Here is a 17,946-nt window from a genome sequence, read left to right as displayed (position 1 = left end):
AAAAAAGCTTTACCCTGCAATCTTTTAAGTCCAAATGAGCCTATTCAAGAATCTAAGCTACGCGCTCCCAATCGAAAGCAGAAAATAATATCTTACAAGCAATTATAAGTTAAAGTATAAAATAAAAAAAAAGACTATTAATTAAGGAATTTTTCTTTATTTTTGCGGTTTCTCTTGCCAGTTTAGGGGGAAGTTTGTTCTTATAAAGTTAATTACTGTATTGCGTGGTATGTTTTTTCTCTTCTCCACATCTGTCTGCGTCAGATTGCGGGAGATCTCGTCGGGGGTCGTGTTAGCACAACTTCCGGCGTTGTTTTTGGAGAGGAAAAAAATGTTATTAAGAAGAATTAGACAAAAAATTTATGTTCGACAATATTTGTAAGTTTTTGGCAGAAAATTTTCCCGATGATTTTGCTCAATGGTTGATCGGTTCGCCCGTCCGCCTATCGCGTTTAAGTCCGTCTGAATTGTCCAATGAACCAATTCGGGCAGATTCTTTAATTTTACTGCAATCCGATGAGTTAGTCTTACATATAGAATTCCAGACTAATCCAGATGAACGAATGGGGTTCCGTATGTTAGATTATCGGGTAAGAGTCTATCGACGTTTTCCTCGTAAAAGAATGCGTCAAGTTGTGGTTTATTTAGCTCAAACCAGTTCAGAGTTAGTCTATCAAGATCGCTTCGAGTTGGAAAATACTATTCATCGTTATGAAGTGATTCGTCTTTGGGAACAGCCACCAGAGCCTTTTTTACAATCTTTGGGGTTATTACCCTTTGCGGTGCTGTCACAGACCGATAATCCTACAATGGTATTAAGCCGCGTAGCTGAGGTTGTAAATCAAATTACTGATAAGCAAGTTCAAAGTAATTTGGCTGCGGCTTCGGGAATTTTGGCAGGATTGGTTTTAGATAAATCTTTGATTAAGCGTTTTTTCAGGAGCGATATTATGAAAGAATCAGTCATTTATCAGGAAATTTATCAAGAAGCTGAAGAAAAAGGCATTTTAAAAGGCAAGATAGAAGGAAAAATCGAAGGTAAGCAAGAAAAAGCTGAAGAAGTTGCGCTTAATTTACTCAGAATGGGTTTAAATTTAGAGCAAATTGTTCAAGCAACAGAATTAACTCTTGAACAAGTACAAAGTTTACAAAGGCAATTAGATTAAAAATTCAAACCTTATTTAGGGACTTGCGTTTTGTTAATTACATCAGTCGGGAACTCGCATTCTCCCCCAGTCAAGTTGCGGCTACAACTTCCGAGAAAATGAGTATCTGGCTGGTATTTTATATCTACGCAAGTCTCTTAATCAATTAATAAGGCAATTTTCTTTATATATAGACAATTAAAAATTTTACTCCACTCCGTCCAGCTTTGCTCCTGCCCTTTAGAATAAGCTCCTCCCCGAAGATGAGCATTAAATACAAGTGGGTTGAGATGAAGTGAGTGACCAGATGTCACACACCATTAGTAAAACTCTTACTAGGTATAATCCTTAACCAGTTTAGACGATTGTTATCTAATAGTAAATTTTCAAAAATTTAAATATTCCCGAAAAAACAAATAACAAGAATTCAAGAACTTTTCTTTGATTTTGCTGTATGAGTTGCCGTTCTATTCTTAATCCGCTTTCATTGGGATAACTCGCATTTGTCATCCCATTCAACTCGGATAACAAGGAGGAATTGACCTTGCATGAACTCACTGATAGAACAAGCAATTTTAAGCAAAAAGGAGGGACAAGACTTACTGAAAATTGTTCATCAAACGCAGTGGCGTAGTTACCTAAAAACGATTGGTTTAAATCCCGATGAACAAATTAGCCTCAGTTGGGAAAATGTTGAAGATTTACTAGCCCTGCAACTGTTTCTTAAGGCTAAAGCCGGCAATAACCAACATAACAAAGCGCAATTTTCCCAACTTTACCAAAAAGGGAGAACAGCCGTTTTAAAAACCCTTTGCCGTCTAGAAATTCCTTTGAAGTTGGAGAAAAAGAAACTCATCCGACGCTATCGAACTCAAATTTTACCTAATAGAACTATCAGGATATAAGGTTTAACTTTCTCCTGAATGGATCGCTAAAAGTCCAAATTTCCCTATCCACCCATGCTATTTCATCCCATTATTTATGATCATTTCACCACCTCCAGTCAAAGAGCCAAAAACTTCTCTTATCCAAAAGCTCAAAGCGGTTACTCTACCCCTTGGATTAATCGGTTTTGGCATTTTAAATGGCGCAGCCGGCAATCGGGTTCTGGTAATAGTCGGGGTCGTATCCGGCTCGGTTGCCTTCGTACAACCGTATCTTGAGGGGAAACGAGCAAACCGAAAGATAAAAAGAGCATTCCTTTTAATACTGGGAACATTGGTTTTTGCCTTACTTAACCTCATTGCTAGACCCGCTCAGGCGCAGTTTTTCCAGAACGCCGAGGAATTCTTTAACACGACTTTTACCTCATCGGGTGCAGCTATACCCCTAGTCTTCAACACCCTACGGGCACTCTATATCGTTTATCTAGCGGTTGCCTTCATCGGTGTATTTAACTCCGTGCGACAAGACGAAGACTGGGTAGCCGCCGCACGGACTCCTATTTTAGTGGTCATCACTGTCACCTTAGCTGACATTCTGACCGGACTCATTACTGGCTAAGAGACGGTATCGGAGTCATTATTCAGGAATAACTTGGCAAAAAATTGAGCAATTCTCTTTTTTTCCTCTTCCCTGAATTTTGACTCTTTCCTATTTCTAAATTCCTCATTAAATTATGTCTGAACCGAATTCATTCCGCCGCATTAATCAAGCCCTCGGCAAACAACCTAAAATTGGCCCCTTTCCTGCCGGGCAAGTGTTCCCTTTAGCCTTCATCTTATTCATTTCTTGGTCAATCAAAGAAATCTTTCACCTCTCTTGGATAAATACCGCTCTTTTCGGAGTTTGGCTGATGGGAACCAGTTGGATTCTCACAGGCACTCGCGCTTGGCGGTTCTTCTCTAAATTCGTCGTTACGCCTTATTTCGTCAGGGCCGCGGTTCGCTACGAATCGGTTTTAGCCAGACAAGAACAATTAGTCAAAGGAGGAAGAATCAAAAAATGAAGCCAAAAATCCCTAAAATATCCATCAAAGAGGGGTCAAAAACATTTACCATGACTCCTATTGAGAACCATCTGCACCTTCAAGCAATGGTGAGTATTCGCCTCAGAAATCGGCATTTGGGAGCTTATCTACTTAAAAAGAATAAATCAGCCCCTTGGCAACTGGTTTTCGGTTTTTCTTGCGAGGGTATTCATAGTTTTCTCTCTGCCGAAGAAATTGAGGGCGTTTTTGACCAAGTAGAAGCCGGTTTGAAAGATTTTCCGCAGTCCGAGTCAGTAACATTTCATTTGGGGGCATTTAAAACTGATAGAGATCGTCAATCGAGTCTTGCCTCCCTCATTAAACGTGCCCCCACCGATGAGGTTAAATTCCTACTTACCGGAGAACGTCAGCGCGTTCAAGAATTAGCCGCAACAGGACTACGAGAACCCAAACTATTAAAAGTTTACGTCACCTATACCTTCGGCTCATCCGAGCAGGAATACTCAGACTGGACAGAACGCGCCCTCGGTAAACTCGAAGAATCTCTCGGATGGATGCGAGGCGAAGGAGCGGCAAATCAAGCCATACGCCTCGAACAGATGCTCGGTGCGGGGTTCACTAACGGTTATTTAGTTTGGGAACAACTGTTTATTAACAAACTGAAGCTAAAAATCGCCCCCATGACCGAAACCGAGCTATGGGAAACGTTATGGTATCGCCTGAACTCCCGTACTGCACCTATTGAAATTCCTCAACTTCTTATTTTCGATGAGGACGGTATTCGAGAGGAAATTAACTCAGAAGTTCATAGTGCTACACTGCTATTTGCTGACTCCGTACCGAAAGCCGATCGCAAATGGATCAAATGTGGGAATAAATACACAAGCGTTTTAACCTTTTGGGACAAACCTGCGGGATGGAAAAATAAGAGGCAGCAATTACATTACCTTTGGGATGTTATTGCTAGAGATTTAGTCACAGATACGGAAATTTTTTGTCAAATCAGTCCAGCTAACCCCACATTAGTGAGAACAACCGTTCAACGCCTCATCAAGCAATCTACGACCGCAGCCGTTAGAGCTAACGAACGGCAAAACGTGGATGTAGCTGCCAGCATCAACGCCAAGCGTTCCGTTGAAGCACAAGAGAGCTTGTATGAGGGAGCAGTGCCTTTTCATACGGGTATAACCTTTCTCGTTCACCGCAACACTTTAGAAGAATTGGATGATGCTTCTCGTTCCTTAGAAAACTTCTTTTTACGCCCTGCTTGGGTAGTACGAGAAACCGAAGTCGCGTGGCAAATCTGGTTACAAACCTTGCCTATCGTACAAGAGAAACTACTTTCCTTTCGATATGGTAATCGCCGACTCGTCTATCTCAGTAAAGAATTACCTGGGCTAATTCCGCTAGTAACCACCCTCAGCCCCGATAAAGATGGTTTAGAGTTAATTGGGGAAGATGGGGGTACACCAGTTTATATCAACTTGTTTAGATCTGAGGGTAAGCATTTAGGAGTTTTTGGTACAACTCGCTCAGGTAAATCTGTTCTAGTCTCTGGCATCCTGACTCATGCTCTAGCCCGTAACGTTCCTGTGGTAGCTCTCGACTATCCCAAACCGGATGGGACAAGCACTTTTACCGATTACACCGAATTTGTTAGCCCTTTAGGAGCGTACTTTGATGTAGGGGCAGAATCGATCAACCTGTTTGAACGTCCCGACCTTTCCGCATTGCCTCCTGATGAACAGGCGCGACGCTTTGAGGACTATAAAGACTTCCTTTCGGGTTGTCTCGTGGCAATGGTCGTAGGTATCAACACAGAAGAAACTCTCAAAACCACCATCCGAACCGTTCTCTACTGCATCCTCAATCGCTTTTTTGCCTCGGATATTATTTTAGAGCGCTATCAGAAAGCCGAAGCCGAAGGGTTAGGCACACAAGCGTGGCAAGAAATTCCCACCCTGCGAGATTACCTACAATTTTGTACTTTAGAGGAAATCAGCAACCTTTTACAACTTGAAGAGGGAATTAACTGGAATTTAGTCCCCAAAGCCTTAGAACAAATTCGTCTGAGGCTGATTTACTGGGCAAACAGTCGCGTCGGTAAAGCAATTTCCTCTCCCTCAACCGTTCCCACAGATTCTATGTTGCTGGTGTTTGCCCTACGGCAAGTGTCCCAGAGTGAAGATGCGGCTATCCTTTCTCTGGTTGCCTACGCTGCGGCATTACGTCGGGCAATGGCTTCTCCGATGAGCATCTTCTTTATAGACGAGTCTCCTATTCTCTTCCAATTCCCTGAAATTGCCCAATTAGTAGCCATGCTCTGCGCTAATGGTGCAAAAGCCGGTATTCGTGTCATCATTACTGCCCAAGACCCCAATACGATCGCGTTAGCCGGCAAAGTGGGGGCGCAAATTCTCCAGAACTTGAGCGTTCGTTTGATTGGAAGAATTCAAAGAACTGCCACACCAAGCTTTGTACAAATCTTTGGCTATCCCGTCGAAATTATTGCCCAATGTGAGCGATTTTTACCGAATAAACAGGGCGTTTTTACCGGGTGGCTACTCGATGACAGTGGAATTTATACCTTCTGTCGTTATTATCCCGCCTATGTTCAATTGGGGGTGGTGGCGAATAATCCCGATGAACAAGCCATCCGAGCCGAATATCTAGCTCACTACCCTGACAAATTTGAAGCCATCGCATTTTTTAGCCAGATTCTTTGCCGTTCGTTACGCTCAGGCGCTTCCTTAAGCGATCTGTTTGAACTAGAAAACACAAGACTTAAAGCCAAGAATGAGCAAGAGGCATTGATTCTATCTGGCTTTTAAGATTTTTACACTTTATCCCTTTGAAAGCTATGAACATGATTATTCCTCACAAACAAAAACCCTTCTGGCATCGCGCTTTACCTATCGGATTGGGAGTGATCGCAATAGGTTCTCTTACCGCTAAACCCGTCCGTGCGGGAATTGCTGATTTTCTCGGCAATTCTACCTTTGGCGATATTTACTCTCAACTGGTGTCATTTTTCCCTCAAATGATTGCCGTAGATCAATGGATTTCTCTACTAGAGAACAGTGTTAACGATCCCTGTCAGGCTGTTCCTATCCTTTTTGCTACCCCTAGTGAACCGGGTTGGTGTACGACGGCAACAGACATACTCGGTGGCGGTAGCATGACAAGCGTTCTTCAGGATGTAGTTGGATCTTTGGGAATTCCCGACCCTCTACAAGCTCGTGCCCAAATACAAGAAAAAATCGATGAAGCTGGCGAAACGGCTGATCCTTTTATTATCAATCCCGAACTTTATGGTATCGAACTCGGAAATTTAAGTGACCGCGCGGCTACCTCTCTCAGTGCTAAAACCGTTCTGTCAGATGAGGGACAACAGCAAATAGAAGACGAAATCGAACAAACTGGTGAGGTTGTCCAGTCTATCCTCGATACTTCTGATGAAGCCCAATCTTATGACAGCACTCAGGATGTGGTGAAGGCACTGGCCAGAATTAATGCTCAACAATCAGTCATTACGGCGATGCAACAGGCTTCTTCCTTGAGAAGCCGCACCGATACCCAATTCACCAACCTGAATCTGGCTAATATTTCCCGTTCTTTAGACCAACAAAACCGAGACAAGCAAGCGCAATCAACGGTTGATGGTTTCCTTTTACTTCATTTAACTGCCCAATCTAACCTTTTTTAAAACCAGATGGCTGATTTTTCTCTTAACAACGTACTGATTGATGGTGCAAAAGCGGCATCGGATGTTGCCACGTCCTGGGACAATACCTGGAAAAACGTTCTGGGCGATTCGGGTTCTTTAGGTGGGACTACTCTTTACGGTGTCCTCTGTTGGGTGGGAACTCTCTTTGCTGTAGGAACCCTCATTTTTCTAATCGTCGAACTCTACAAAGATTTAAACGAAGGCAAACCCGCCGTCCTGACCTCGTTGGTGTGGCCGTTACTGGTAGCTTTCCTATTAGCTGATAACGGTTACTGGTTAGCGAAAAGTACCTTGTCTCTGCGGGAAATTATCAATCAAGCTAACTCTCAAGTTATTGCTATCACGATGTCTGGAGTCAAACTTGATGAGCTTTACCGGCAGGCTAACGGCAATATCGGACTACAAGGCATTATTTCCAATAGTATGCGGGCTTGTCAATCCCTGACGGGAGAAGCCCAAATGCAGTGTATGAGCCAAGCGGTAACGCAAGCACAAACCTTTGTCGATAATTACAAATCCCAGTTTGGCGATACAAGCTGGCTCGACAACATTCAAGGATTTCTCAACGGGATCGGGAGTGCCATTACGGGCGGAGCCGTTGATATGGGGGTTTTTGGACTGCTCAAGCCGATTTGGATGCCGATTGTCGTTGCCGTCCTCTACTGGCTGCAAATTGCTTATCAAAACTTGCTCGAAGCGGCTCTATTGATTACGGCTTTACTCGGCCCGATCGCGGTTGGCGGTTCTCTCCTTCCTTATGGACCGAGATCCATTTTTGCTTGGCTGACAGGATTCTTTTCCGTAGGGTTCGCTCGACTCTGCTTTAACATCATCGTCGGACTAGCCTCTGTGGTAGCCACAAGTGCAGAAGGTGGCGATCCCTTCTGGTTTGCTCTGTTTTCTGGCTTATTAGCCCCGATTTTAGCTTCTAGCTTGGCTTCGGGAGCGGGATTGACGGTCTGGACATCCATTGCTAATGCGGTGGGAAAAACCGCCACAACCATTGGTGGATTGATGGTTTAGGAGGATAGAATCATGCAATTATTTAAACTCAAAAAAGCGGCTTCTTCTACTGAGGTGAAAATCCCTAAAGCTCAACGTTTAATTAAAACTTCTTCGAGTAATGTTCTGACACTTTTTGTTTTAGCCACCTTGGGCTTACAAGGGCTTCTTTTCCTTCAAACCACGTTTAATACGATCTGGATTGCTAAACTCGCCCGTAAACCCTCACCAACTTTAGTGGAATTAGTAGATGGGCGTTCGGTTCAAGTGGGGGCGCAAGCTTCTTTATATCGTTCTCCCCAGGCGATTCAGTATTTTACCAGTCAGATTACCTCTATGTTGTTTAGCGCGTCAGGTACTTTGCAGGGCAATGACAAAGTTCCAACAAGCACACTCAAGCCAACCTTAGATCCAGGGGTAGAACTGAGCGGTAATAGTTTCCGAGGGAAACGCAAAGTCACGACGGCTGCCTGGGAAGCGAGTTTTGCACTCTCCGAAGATTTCCGTAGCACTTTTTTACCCCTTTTGGCTGAAATTACTCCCGTCGGGGTGTTTAGTGGCACGACTCAGACAGTTTTGGTCATCGATCATCTCTCTGAACCCGAACCGATTGAGGCCGGTAAGTGGAAGTTAAAGATGATTGCCAATCTTTATTTCTTCACCGGGGGCGATCCCGAAGGGATCTCGCTTACGCGAGCGCGTATTGGTAAAGCCGTTCCCGTGAATAAGGATATTTATGTGAGGGCAGTTTACATCACGCCTAAACCTTTACCCGAAAGCGCGACGGAAATTCAACGAGCGGTTTATAACGCCCGGACTGCGGGGCTGGAAATTTACCGCTTTGGGGACTTAGCCACTTCTCCTAATCCCGATGTTGCCCCTCCTAAAAAATGAGTTTTACACGATGAATAGCCAAATTGAAGAAAAAAATGTTTCCACAGAAGAACGTTTAGCCAAATTGACGGGTTTTAATAGCCCTTCAGCCGATCCTGCTCCATCAAGTCCCCATTCTTCTACAAACACTCCTCTACTAACCGATGAAGATTTAGAAGAACAGATTACGAGACATAGTTTTGCCTCTAGCCCGTTATCTAAGTTAGTTTTTGTGGCAGGAGCCGTCTTTTTTGTGGTTTTCATAGCGAGTTTGTTTCTATCTCAATTCCAATCTCCAGGCGAGTCGGTATCAGCGAAAAAACCAAACGAGACGAAAGAAAGTCAACAAAGTCCCTTGCTTTCTCCTGAAAATCAAGATAAAGAGAAGAGTGAACTCCTTTCCGAACTGGCCTTAAGGGAGCAGCAAGAGCGGCTTAAAGACTTAGAAGCCGAAAAAGTTAAGCAACCTCAACCCATCAAACAAGATCCACGAACCGGACAACCTCAACCAAAAACCGTTACCTTACCACAGAAACGACCTGTGCAAAGTGTTCCCATCCGTCAGACTCCCATTCGGCAAACACCTGTTCGGCCAGTTGTCTATCAACCTCGACCTCAGCCTGTTCCGGTTCGCTACGGGCAACCTGTACGCCCTATTCCGGCTGTTAGGGCAACTGTATCACCATCTAGGAGCAATCTCGTTGATCCGACCCAAGTTTGGACACAATTAGCGCAAGTCGGCTCTTTTGGGGGTTTTAGTAGTCAATCAAGAACTTCTAGCCGCTCAATTCCCAGATACGAGCCAAAAACCGCCTCTACCCCTATTGCGCCTAATAGTCAAGCAACTCCAACTCCAATTTCCGAAAATTCGACTAATTTTACCAATTATAATCCTTCATCCCCTGCCGTAGTTTTCGGGCAGTCAGTATCAGCCGTTTTAGAAACGACTATCGCTTGGGAAAGTTCTCGCAATAGCCGAACCGAGGTAACTCCCGATGACCGTTACATCATTACTCTCAATGAACCGCTCAAAGATCTTTCGGGTAATGTTCTCATTCGAGCAGGTTCCCAACTCGTGGTCAAACTATCTGCGGGGAATAATGCCCTCGTTACCTTGATTGCCGAAAGTCTTATTGTCGATGGGGTTGAAACGAAATTGCAGAGCGGTACTTTAAAAGTCAGAGGGGTAAAAGGTCAACCCCTTATCGCCTCTAGGAAAACTTTCGGAGGAAGCAATGGAAATAGTGCCGAAGCTTTGACCGATATTCTCTCAGTTGCGGGTGATTTTGCTGATATTCCCGGCACTCGTTCCCTTTCTACTCTCTATCGGGGTATAACGGGCGGAAAAACTCGCCGTTCTGGGGTTACGGCGACAGTGTGGTACCTCAAGGCGGGGACTCCTCTAGAAGTCTTCGTGAACAGGACTTTTAACCTCGATGTGCCCCAAAAGCCTTTAGAACTGGATTTAAGCGGATTAACATCAGTCGAAGGGGGAACAGGAAATGATTAAAAAAGCGATAACTACGGGTCTAACCCTCGTATTACTTCAATTTTCCCCATCAGTCATGGCTAATTCTGTCCTCAACTTTTCTAGTAGCCATGCAGGGGGGCGTACAGGTTCAATTCCTTCTATTACTGTTTGGCCAGGAATCGGACTGTCTCTTAACTTTTCGGGAACCGGAGAACGTATCGTTAAAGCTTGGCTCGATGACCCGTCTCGCTTAACCTTGGACTTCGATACTCCTATTTTTGTCCCACAGGAGAACGAGCGCTATAGCTCAACGACGATTATCCATCTTCGTCGCATTCATTCGTTAAAATTCGCTCATTTACCGGCTACAGCCACCACGCTTTTGACGGTTGTTACCGAATCTGGGGAAACGCGGAATATTTATTACTTCCGTATCGGCTATGGCAGTGGTCAAGCTCGTTACGTTGCCATCAACATTAACAGCGATCCTCGTCCTGCGCTGCAACAACGTCAAAAAGAGGAGCAAGCTACTAGAGCAAGGGCTAACAGGATCGAGCAGGGTTTAAAAATCGCTCAAAGCCGCGACACATCGAAACGCAATGGACAAGTTTTTGAGCGAGTTGAAATTTTGCTGGCTCATGTGCGAGGTGGGATGTCTTGGGAGGATGCTTTACGCCGCACTAATCTTGCTCCCTCTGTACTCCTTCAATTAGAAGCTTTAGTGACAACTTCAGATTAATACGTAAGTTTTTTGACCCATACGAGTGAGGATAATAAATCAATGCTCCAACGAAATGTCATTCAATATGCCGCACTAATACTTGCTGGTGCTACCGCCTTTATCTCCCTAAATACAATTTTTTTAGCCAAGCCAAAAATAGCGTCTGCTCAAAAGAGCGCTGGTAGTGAAATGTATGTTCCCTCTATCAAGAGCAATGGTGCGCTTTTACCCGATTGGGAGCGCATTACTTTTCGCGTGATCCCTCCGGCTTCCGAAGGTGGCTCTTTAAATTTGTCTAGCTTAAAGGGAGTTCTCGGTTATGATGCTTCTCGCAGTTGGAATGCAGGGGATTCCATCACCTCAATTGTCATGCTTGGGGATTTAGCCGAAGTGACGAACCTGCCTACTCGTTCACTCTTGAGTATTTTAAATACTGTAGGATTGTCGGGAAATTCCGTAAGTCTTGCCGATTTTGGACTAATTAAACAGCAAACACTCAAAACCTTGGTTGATGCGATTCCCGACTTAGCCAATTTTTCCCTCGATGAGGTTGCCCCGCTTTATGATCTCGTAGAGACACAATTAGGTAGTGAGAGCGCCTGGACTTTAAAAGATTGGGAGTTGGGAGAGCTAATTAATAATAATTTATTAGCTAATTTACCCTTAGATTCGATTAATCTAGCCAAATACGATCTTAATTCACTCCCTGGTCTTTTAAATACTCCTCTAGACCAATTTGCCGGCTGGGGTGAGACTCTAATTGGTGAAATTCCTGGGCTGGCAGATTTGCCCTTTGCTAATTTCTTCACGGATTTGGGCACACCTGGGATATTTGCCCTGGTAGATATAGTATTTGGGGAAAAAGAAGCCCATCGGGTCAATACCGTGACCGGAAGTGATGTGGTCGGCTTTGACTACCCCTGTGACCAAAATAACTGCGCTCATATTGAATTGTCCGGCCCCGACTGGTTAGGCGCAACTTTTTTTCATGGGAAACAATGGATTTCTGGTAACTCTCAATGGGTTGCTGGTGGCAGTGGTTGTCTTGCCGGCTCTGAACCTACGGGGCGACTTCCTTTTGGTGAAGGTTTTAAAGTCGTTCTCACCGATACTGATGAAGCTTCTGGCTTGGCCGAATTTTCCATTTACTTTCGCTTTTCTATCTTTTGTGGCCGCAGCCCCTATATAATTGGCCCCTTTCCTTGGATGTCTCAGCATGAAAAAGACATCATCTTTCTTGGTGCATTTTAGTCATAAATTTCCTTAAAAAAACAATAAGAAAAACCATGATGACACTTCCACAAAGTCTTGCCGAAAAATTAAAACTATATCCAGCAATCGCTCTTGCAATAGAACCCGTTTATCATAAGCCATCTCTCCCAACAGGCTATCAGCCGAAGCTTATTGAAGTTTTTTGTGACCAGAAATTAGCTCTCCAATGGGCAAATGGTTATATTACCCATGAAATTTATGTCCCCGAAACCTATACCCCTAAAACCATTGAGTGGGCAATTGATGGAGAACTGGCTTGGGTTTTAGTCGAAGGAGAAACCTTACTCAATCGTCTGGAAAATCCGATCCAAATGCCCGACTTAGGGGGATTCAAGAGTAAAGGCAGTTAAAATTATCCCCTTTTCCAGTTTTGAAACAAATTTACTGATAACTACTATGTCTAATCCTGTAATTCCTATTGATCGCCACGAAGCTCAAAAAAGTGGCCAGGCTATCCAAGAGGCACAAGATAGTGTCATGACGACGGCGGCTACTGCTACGATCGCTCTGATTCGTCAACTACTCAAGTCTCTAAAACTGGGGCAGAAGGATGTTAATGTCGAGATTGCTATCAATGACTCCGTAGCTTACAAGGCCAATGTTAAAAATAAAGAGCTTGACGTTAAAGCTCAAACTCCAGAATTGTCAGAAAAACAATTGCGCTACCTCCAAGAAGTTATTAAGTTACCACCGTCAAATCAGCCTGGGGTGGCTTCTATACCCCTAGATCAAGATGTACAAATTACCATTAATGGGAAAGAAGTTTTTCGCTTACATGATGGAGTTGTCGAAAACAATAAGCTTGCTCCTACGGTAGAGAAAACTGGTGTATTACCTAGTAAAAATGTTGAAACCTCAACTCGACAAGGCAAGACCTCCTCATCACCCGTAACTTCAGGGCAAAAAACGGTTCAAGAAGCTAAAACCTCATCATTACCCGTAACTTCAGGGCAAAAAACGGTTCAAGAAGCTAAAACCTCATCATTACCCGTAACTCCAGGGCAAAACACAACCCGACAAGGCAAAACCTCGTCATTACCTATACCCTCAAGACAAAAAACCACGACTGAAGCTAAAACTTTACCCTCGCCTGTCTCTCCAAAGGCAAGCACAAGTCAAACAGCCAAAATTCCCCCTATTCCTGGGGTTCAAGCTCCAAAAAGCACTGTCTCTACCCAAATCGAACAATCTTCTGTACCATCCGTTCCCGTTGAGATTGTTACTGAAAATTCGCCTCAACAGGGGCAAAAGGGCGTTTCTCTCTCAGGGGAACAAAAACAGGAGTTGCACAAGCTTGGGGTTAATCTCGATCAGGTTCAAAATGCTGTGGCTAATGCCCCACAAGGTAATGTTCCTATTATCCTGGTTCTTAATCGGGAAATAGAGCGAAATGTACCAAAAAGTTCGCTTAAAGAGAATCTTAAAGGGAGTATTCCCCGTTTCCAGAACGCAATACGAGATTTTTCCCGTAAAGTATCTACTTTTTTGAGTTCAGCGCGAGAAAAACTCTCTCCGGCTGCTAACCGAGGTCTAAAACAGGATTTACAGAATATTGCCGTGACCAACGTTGCCTCAAAACTACTTGACCGCTTTGGAGGAAAAACTGAGGACGGCAAACAAGTGTTTGAAGGCAATAGCTTCCGCATAGAACGTACTGGCCGAGATTTGACGGTCAGTGCTAAGGATGGACGAGGAACGATTTTAAGCCTTAAAAATGGGGAACTGGAGGGTTCTCTGACACAAAAAGATGTTGAAAAATTCCAAGCCGTCGATCGTCAGTTGGATCGCGGTAAATCTAGACAGTCTCAAGCTGAAATAGGGTGAGGATTTGGCTTATGTCAACCAATATTAGTGGGCTTATTCCCTTATTGTTGCGAAAATCGACTATTTTGCCGGCTCTGCGGATTTTTGTTGAGATTAGCCTGTTTTATGGGGGACTTGTTTTACCCCATTACATGGTTATCTCACCAGAGGAAATTTTTCTTTTATCAGTGGCCTTCGGTGGCCAAATCGCTTTACTCATCTGTCGTTTTAGATTTTCTGATGATGATCGTGCCGTCTGGAAATTAGGAAAAAAGTCTTTTTTTATCCCTTGTGCAATACTTTTCGTTCTGGGTTGGTGGCTGTGGCGTTGGTGGTATCTACCGAAATTCCTTCTAAAAGCAGGACTGACAATTTTTCTTGTCAGTACCCTTTTGTGCCTTCAACATCTCGAACGTGAGTTGACCCCAGAGATAACAATTGCCTTTCTAAGCCAGGCCGCTTTTATCCCATTTCCCCTTTTCTTGTCGATTCTTTTTAATTTCTTCTCCCTGCTATGAATCATTATATTGCCGTTAAACCAGCTAATGATGCTTTTGGTCGTGCTTTCAATAATATCTCTCGCTCTATCTCCCCTCAACAGGGGATGATGTTGCTTGCCTGTCTTGGATTTGTTGGACTACTTGCCTTGATGGGGAAGACCGGGGGTAAAAAAGGCAAATTGGCCAAGGGTTATTTTGGTGGACGTGCAGAAAAATCAGCCGCTAAACGAATTGCCCTCAAACAAATGCGGCATAAAAAAAAGAATGCTGTTTCAGTTTGGGTGGGAACGCCGACTCAAAATCCTTGGGGTAAGTCACCTCTGTATCTTCCTGATGCTCAAAGAGGTACGGCGGTTCTTGGTGCGCCTGGGACGGGTAAGACGGTTTCAGTCATTGACCAAGTGGCTATTTCTGTGATTGAACAGGGATTCCCCATGATTTTATGGGATTTTAAATTCCCTACCCAAACTTCTCGTCTGGCGGCTTATGCGGTTAAAAATGGCTATCAACTGCATATTTTCGCCCCTGGTTATCGGGAATCTGAAGTTTGTAATCCTTTAGAGTTCCTTAAAGACGATACCGATTCGATGATGGCGCGTCAGTTTGCCGAGGTGATGAACCAGAATTTTAAACGCTCTGGGCAAACCTCTGAGGATGGTTTCTTTGGCCCCGCCGGCGATCAGGTGACGGAAGCGATTATGATGTTGGCTAGAGGTACGGACTATCCTGATTTGATGATGTGTCAGGCATTGGCCAGTCGCACTGATTTGGCTCAACAAATTATCAAGCAGAAGGATCAACTAAATCCTTGGATTTTGGCTAGTTTTGGGCAATTAATTTCCAGCGCCCAATCAGAAAAGACTGTTAGTTCTATCCTGGCAACCGCTAATATTAATTTTACTCGCTTTATGAAAGCGGACGTTTTACCTGCATTTTGTGGTCAAACTACAATCCCAACTTTTTTGGAAGGAAAGCAAATGTTAGTGTTGGGATTGGACAGGGAAAAACGCGATGTTCTTGCTCCTTTGATTGCGGCTATCCTTCATTTATTAGTTAATAGAAATGTTTCAAGAAAGCGTTCTGACCCGTTATTTCTCATAGCTGATGAAGTGCCAACCCTTTATTTACCAGGGCTTCATCATTGGTTAAATGAGAATAGGGAGGACGGCTTATGCACCGTTTTAGGCTTCCAAAATTTGGTACAAATGGAGAAAATGTACGGTGAAGATTTAGCCAGAGCAATTATTGGAGGCTGTGCTACGAAGATAATTTTTAACCCACAAGATCAAGATTCGGCTAAATTATTTTCGGATTATCTTGGTTCTAAAGAGGTTAAGTTTAAACAAAAAAGTAAGGGCAGAAGTGGAGGAAAAGCCAGTACCAATATTTCTGAACAAATTCAAACGAAACCGCTTTTTGAAGCCTCGGATTTTCTTCAATTACCTACGGGTCGTTGTATTCTGCTTAATCCTCATTTTAAGCGAGGTAAGGCTGCTTATATTCCCCTTTTGGAATCCATTAATTTGAGTAATGATTATCAGACTATTTTAAAATGGTCAGAAACTCGTTGGGATAAGGTGAGAGGAGGTTTGCAAGGGCGTAGCACACAGATTCCCATTACTGGGGAAGATTTGGCGGCGCGTTATCAACTGGCTCAGAAAATGTTTCCGGGTGGGAAGAATAAGGGCGAGGAGAGTGAACTTTTTGCAGCAATGTTGTGAATCAATATGGTAAGATTCAGGCTCATCCAAAGAAAGAGAACTTTTTGGGCAGAAAGATTCAACATTAATAAAATAAAGAAAATCACAGTTCTGATTCCGATGAGGCTTCTAAATTGTCTTGTGTTGCAAGAGATATATTGATACAGGCACAAACACCTTGCCAATCACGCTTTGATAAATGACCAATCTTAACCAAGTTGGCAGAGGGAGGTAATGTTACAATAAAACTGCGGAAAATAGACTTTACTCGCAAACCTGCTGCCTGCCAATCTAAGAGCAAATAATCTGTTATCCCTAAATCAGTGGTTTGAGTTGTAATTATTCCAACAATAACATCAGGACGATTGGTGTGATAAATTGTCGAGGATATTACCACAGCAGGACGACGTTTAACACCCCTTACACCAGGAAAGTCAACTGTGACCACATCACCAGGATTAAATATCACTCAATTACCTCCTCCTCATCTGGAAAAAGTGTTGTCACATATTGCATAGAAAAAACACTAAGATCAACTTGATCTTGTTGTGTCCATGTATCGCTTTCATCAATGACAGTAATATTCTTCTGGACTAAATCATTGAGAATGAGAGTTGCCAAGCGCAATTGTTCGGCTGGCGACAAATTACGAATAATCTCGCTATAAATTTCTTGGATACTGGTTGGCATAGTTAATCCTCCTACTTCTCATTGTACTGTGATGAGATAGTTAAATAAATACTTTGCGCGTTATCCATGACCTTGAGAGAGGAGTAGTTGTTAACACTTTTAACGATTCTGATTCTGAAAAAAAGTGACAGGCTGTTAAATTCCTGTCACTTTACTTTCAAATTAAAGTAGTGCTAAAGCTTCTCGATGTGCCTTAATTCTAAGTCTTGCCGAATCTCCAAACCATGCTGATTCCAACCGAGAAACTTCCGATTTCCCTCGTTGATGATCTAGCCATTCGGTGAAACCGTTATAAGCATCCCAAAGAGTTTTTCCTCCATTACCTTTTCCCGCTTCAAAGTTCTCCTGAATTAAAGGAAAAGCCCAATTTTCTGTTGGGCTATCTGAGGAGAAAATATTGCCAATATATAGCTCAAATAGTTCTCTACTAATTGGCTTGGTTGCCATCGCTTTATACTCATCAATGGCTGTATTAAAACTCCGTCGGGATAAATCTAGAGCAAGATGTGCCAGAGCTAATTTTTCCTCAATATTACTGTTATGGCGGATGCGAAAAGCTTTGCGCTTCTTTTCCTCTTCAAAACGTGAAGCACTCGCCCAACTCAAAGTATTCCAACAAACAACACGGATCGGAGTAAATTGAATCCAAATTGCTGTACTTCCATCATGAGAATTATGTAATAATAAGTAAGGCTGTATCGCATCACCTTCTTGAATTTCAACAGGGTTCATTTGAATTTTAGCTAAGATCCAAATCCGTTTTCCTCGCTTTAAACTTCCTGCTGCTTCCAGGGTAACATCCCCTTCATGAAGCAAGACATCGAACCATTTAAAAGCTTCGCTATTTTGTAAAGGATGATAAGCTTTAGACACTACTCCTAATAATTGCTGATCTCCAGATCGAATTAAACATTTGTGGGTAGGAAGAGAGACAAATTCATCCTCTTGTTGGCGATAAATAGGTTCTTCTAAAACTTTCCAATCTAATCCTGCTTCAATAATGGCTTGTTCGGTAGTGGGAGGATTATTGAGGACTTTACCCAAACGATGCCATGCAGGTTCTTTTACAAAGAAACCCGACTCAAATTCGTGTGTCATAGCGAGATTTCTCC

At 43.3% G+C, this 17,946-nt stretch carries 18 protein-coding genes; 15 read left to right on the top strand and 3 right to left on the bottom strand.

Going from position 1 to position 17,946, the window contains the following annotated elements; translation table 11 throughout:
* Nucleotides 1-362 precede the first annotated feature (362 nt).
* The 15 genes from CYAN7822_RS02365 to CYAN7822_RS02295 all read left to right on the top strand — a co-directional run bounded on the left by CYAN7822_RS02365 (nt 363) and on the right by CYAN7822_RS02295 (nt 16,165).
* A complete protein-coding gene (locus tag CYAN7822_RS02365) occupies nt 363-1,166 on the top strand; it encodes an Rpn family recombination-promoting nuclease/putative transposase (protein WP_013320641.1) in 804 nt (267 codons plus the stop codon).
* Nucleotides 1,167-1,693: 527 nt separating this feature from the next.
* On the top strand, nt 1,694-2,050 hold the full coding sequence (locus tag CYAN7822_RS02360) for a hypothetical protein (protein ID WP_013320640.1): 357 nt from the start codon (nt 1,694-1,696) through the stop codon (nt 2,048-2,050).
* A gap of 76 nt (nt 2,051-2,126) precedes the next feature.
* Nucleotides 2,127-2,648, top strand: a complete 522-nt coding sequence (locus CYAN7822_RS02355; protein ID WP_013320639.1) for a hypothetical protein — start codon at nt 2,127-2,129, stop codon at nt 2,646-2,648.
* 115 nt (nt 2,649-2,763) lie between these two features.
* Entirely contained in the window at nt 2,764-3,093 is a 330-nt protein-coding gene (locus CYAN7822_RS02350) for a hypothetical protein (RefSeq protein ID WP_013320638.1), read from the top strand.
* A complete protein-coding gene (locus CYAN7822_RS02345) occupies nt 3,090-5,906 on the top strand; it encodes a helicase HerA domain-containing protein (RefSeq protein ID WP_013320637.1) in 2,817 nt (938 codons plus the stop codon). Before CYAN7822_RS02350 ends, CYAN7822_RS02345 begins: the two co-directional genes overlap by 4 nt.
* Nucleotides 5,907-5,935: 29 nt before the next feature.
* Nucleotides 5,936-6,781, top strand: a complete 846-nt coding sequence (locus CYAN7822_RS02340; protein ID WP_013320636.1) for a hypothetical protein — start codon at nt 5,936-5,938, stop codon at nt 6,779-6,781.
* Nucleotides 6,782-6,787: 6 nt separating this feature from the next.
* Entirely contained in the window at nt 6,788-7,825 is a 1,038-nt protein-coding gene (locus CYAN7822_RS02335) for a hypothetical protein (RefSeq protein ID WP_013320635.1), read from the top strand.
* Between the two features lie 12 nt (nt 7,826-7,837).
* Nucleotides 7,838-8,698, top strand: a complete 861-nt coding sequence (locus CYAN7822_RS02330; RefSeq protein ID WP_013320634.1) for a hypothetical protein — start codon at nt 7,838-7,840, stop codon at nt 8,696-8,698.
* Nucleotides 8,699-8,708: 10 nt separating this feature from the next.
* Nucleotides 8,709-10,187 carry a hypothetical protein gene (locus CYAN7822_RS02325; protein ID WP_013320633.1) on the top strand — a complete coding sequence of 493 codons (1,479 nt, stop codon included), beginning with the start codon at nt 8,709-8,711 and terminating at the stop codon, nt 10,185-10,187.
* Nucleotides 10,180-10,887, top strand: a complete 708-nt coding sequence (locus tag CYAN7822_RS02320; RefSeq protein ID WP_013320632.1) for a hypothetical protein — start codon at nt 10,180-10,182, stop codon at nt 10,885-10,887. Before CYAN7822_RS02325 ends, CYAN7822_RS02320 begins: the two co-directional genes overlap by 8 nt.
* A 42-nt stretch (nt 10,888-10,929) precedes the next feature.
* Complete coding sequence (locus CYAN7822_RS02315; protein WP_013320631.1) at nt 10,930-12,120, top strand: hypothetical protein; 1,191 nt, start codon at nt 10,930-10,932, stop codon at nt 12,118-12,120.
* A 35-nt stretch (nt 12,121-12,155) separates the two neighbouring features.
* Entirely contained in the window at nt 12,156-12,491 is a 336-nt protein-coding gene (locus CYAN7822_RS02310; RefSeq protein ID WP_013320630.1) for a hypothetical protein, read from the top strand.
* A gap of 46 nt (nt 12,492-12,537) precedes the next feature.
* The gene (locus tag CYAN7822_RS02305) at nt 12,538-13,965 is read left to right on the top strand and encodes a hypothetical protein (RefSeq protein ID WP_013320629.1); all 1,428 of its coding nucleotides are present in this window, start codon (nt 12,538-12,540) and stop codon (nt 13,963-13,965) included.
* An 11-nt stretch (nt 13,966-13,976) separates the two neighbouring features.
* On the top strand, nt 13,977-14,462 hold the full coding sequence (locus tag CYAN7822_RS02300) for a hypothetical protein (RefSeq protein ID WP_013320628.1): 486 nt from the start codon (nt 13,977-13,979) through the stop codon (nt 14,460-14,462).
* The gene (locus CYAN7822_RS02295; protein WP_013320627.1) at nt 14,459-16,165 is read left to right on the top strand and encodes a type IV secretory system conjugative DNA transfer family protein; all 1,707 of its coding nucleotides are present in this window, start codon (nt 14,459-14,461) and stop codon (nt 16,163-16,165) included. The genes CYAN7822_RS02300 and CYAN7822_RS02295 overlap by 4 nt, the downstream gene beginning before the upstream one ends.
* A gap of 82 nt (nt 16,166-16,247) precedes the next feature.
* On the opposite strand, the gene CYAN7822_RS02290 is transcribed toward CYAN7822_RS02295, so the two are convergent.
* From CYAN7822_RS02290 to CYAN7822_RS02280, 3 genes are all read right to left on the bottom strand, one after another.
* Nucleotides 16,248-16,613 carry a type II toxin-antitoxin system PemK/MazF family toxin gene (locus CYAN7822_RS02290; RefSeq protein WP_013320626.1) on the bottom strand — a complete coding sequence of 122 codons (366 nt, stop codon included), beginning with the start codon at nt 16,611-16,613 and terminating at the stop codon, nt 16,248-16,250.
* Nucleotides 16,610-16,834 (bottom strand): hypothetical protein, encoded by a 225-nt coding sequence (locus CYAN7822_RS02285; protein WP_013320625.1) that lies wholly within the window; start codon nt 16,832-16,834, stop codon nt 16,610-16,612. Before CYAN7822_RS02285 ends, CYAN7822_RS02290 begins: the two co-directional genes overlap by 4 nt.
* A 162-nt stretch (nt 16,835-16,996) precedes the next feature.
* On the bottom strand, nt 16,997-17,932 hold the full coding sequence (locus CYAN7822_RS02280; protein ID WP_013320624.1) for a DUF932 domain-containing protein: 936 nt from the start codon (nt 17,930-17,932) through the stop codon (nt 16,997-16,999).
* Nucleotides 17,933-17,946 lie beyond the last annotated feature (14 nt).

This window comes from Gloeothece verrucosa PCC 7822 (assembly GCF_000147335.1).
Taxonomy (GTDB): Bacteria; Cyanobacteriota; Cyanobacteriia; order Cyanobacteriales; family Microcystaceae; genus Gloeothece; species Gloeothece verrucosa.
The sequence above is the reverse complement of the archived record's forward strand: the minus strand, read 5'-3'. Positions and strand labels throughout refer to the sequence as shown.

Excerpts from the sequence above, each read along its gene's own strand:
- CYAN7822_RS02340 (WP_013320636.1), top strand. The coding sequence starts at position 5,936 with ATGAACATGATTATTCCTCACAAACAAAAACCCTTCTGGCATCGCGCT.
- CYAN7822_RS02325 (WP_013320633.1), top strand. The coding sequence starts at position 8,709 with ATGAATAGCCAAATTGAAGAAAAAAATGTTTCCACAGAAGAACGTTTA.
- CYAN7822_RS02310 (WP_013320630.1), top strand. The coding sequence starts at position 12,156 with ATGATGACACTTCCACAAAGTCTTGCCGAAAAATTAAAACTATATCCA.
- CYAN7822_RS02285 (WP_013320625.1), bottom strand. The coding sequence starts at position 16,834 with ATGCCAACCAGTATCCAAGAAATTTATAGCGAGATTATTCGTAATTTG.
- CYAN7822_RS02330 (WP_013320634.1), top strand. The coding sequence starts at position 7,838 with ATGCAATTATTTAAACTCAAAAAAGCGGCTTCTTCTACTGAGGTGAAA.
- CYAN7822_RS02365 (WP_013320641.1), top strand. The coding sequence starts at position 363 with ATGTTCGACAATATTTGTAAGTTTTTGGCAGAAAATTTTCCCGATGAT.
- CYAN7822_RS02360 (WP_013320640.1), top strand. The coding sequence starts at position 1,694 with ATGAACTCACTGATAGAACAAGCAATTTTAAGCAAAAAGGAGGGACAA.
- CYAN7822_RS02345 (WP_013320637.1), top strand. The coding sequence starts at position 3,090 with ATGAAGCCAAAAATCCCTAAAATATCCATCAAAGAGGGGTCAAAAACA.
- CYAN7822_RS02350 (WP_013320638.1), top strand. The coding sequence starts at position 2,764 with ATGTCTGAACCGAATTCATTCCGCCGCATTAATCAAGCCCTCGGCAAA.
- CYAN7822_RS02355 (WP_013320639.1), top strand. The coding sequence starts at position 2,127 with ATGATCATTTCACCACCTCCAGTCAAAGAGCCAAAAACTTCTCTTATC.
- CYAN7822_RS02300 (WP_013320628.1), top strand. The coding sequence starts at position 13,977 with ATGTCAACCAATATTAGTGGGCTTATTCCCTTATTGTTGCGAAAATCG.
- CYAN7822_RS02320 (WP_013320632.1), top strand. The coding sequence starts at position 10,180 with ATGATTAAAAAAGCGATAACTACGGGTCTAACCCTCGTATTACTTCAA.
- CYAN7822_RS02335 (WP_013320635.1), top strand. The coding sequence starts at position 6,788 with ATGGCTGATTTTTCTCTTAACAACGTACTGATTGATGGTGCAAAAGCG.
- CYAN7822_RS02280 (WP_013320624.1), bottom strand. The coding sequence starts at position 17,932 with ATGACACACGAATTTGAGTCGGGTTTCTTTGTAAAAGAACCTGCATGG.
- CYAN7822_RS02295 (WP_013320627.1), top strand. The coding sequence starts at position 14,459 with ATGAATCATTATATTGCCGTTAAACCAGCTAATGATGCTTTTGGTCGT.
- CYAN7822_RS02315 (WP_013320631.1), top strand. The coding sequence starts at position 10,930 with ATGCTCCAACGAAATGTCATTCAATATGCCGCACTAATACTTGCTGGT.
- CYAN7822_RS02305 (WP_013320629.1), top strand. The coding sequence starts at position 12,538 with ATGTCTAATCCTGTAATTCCTATTGATCGCCACGAAGCTCAAAAAAGT.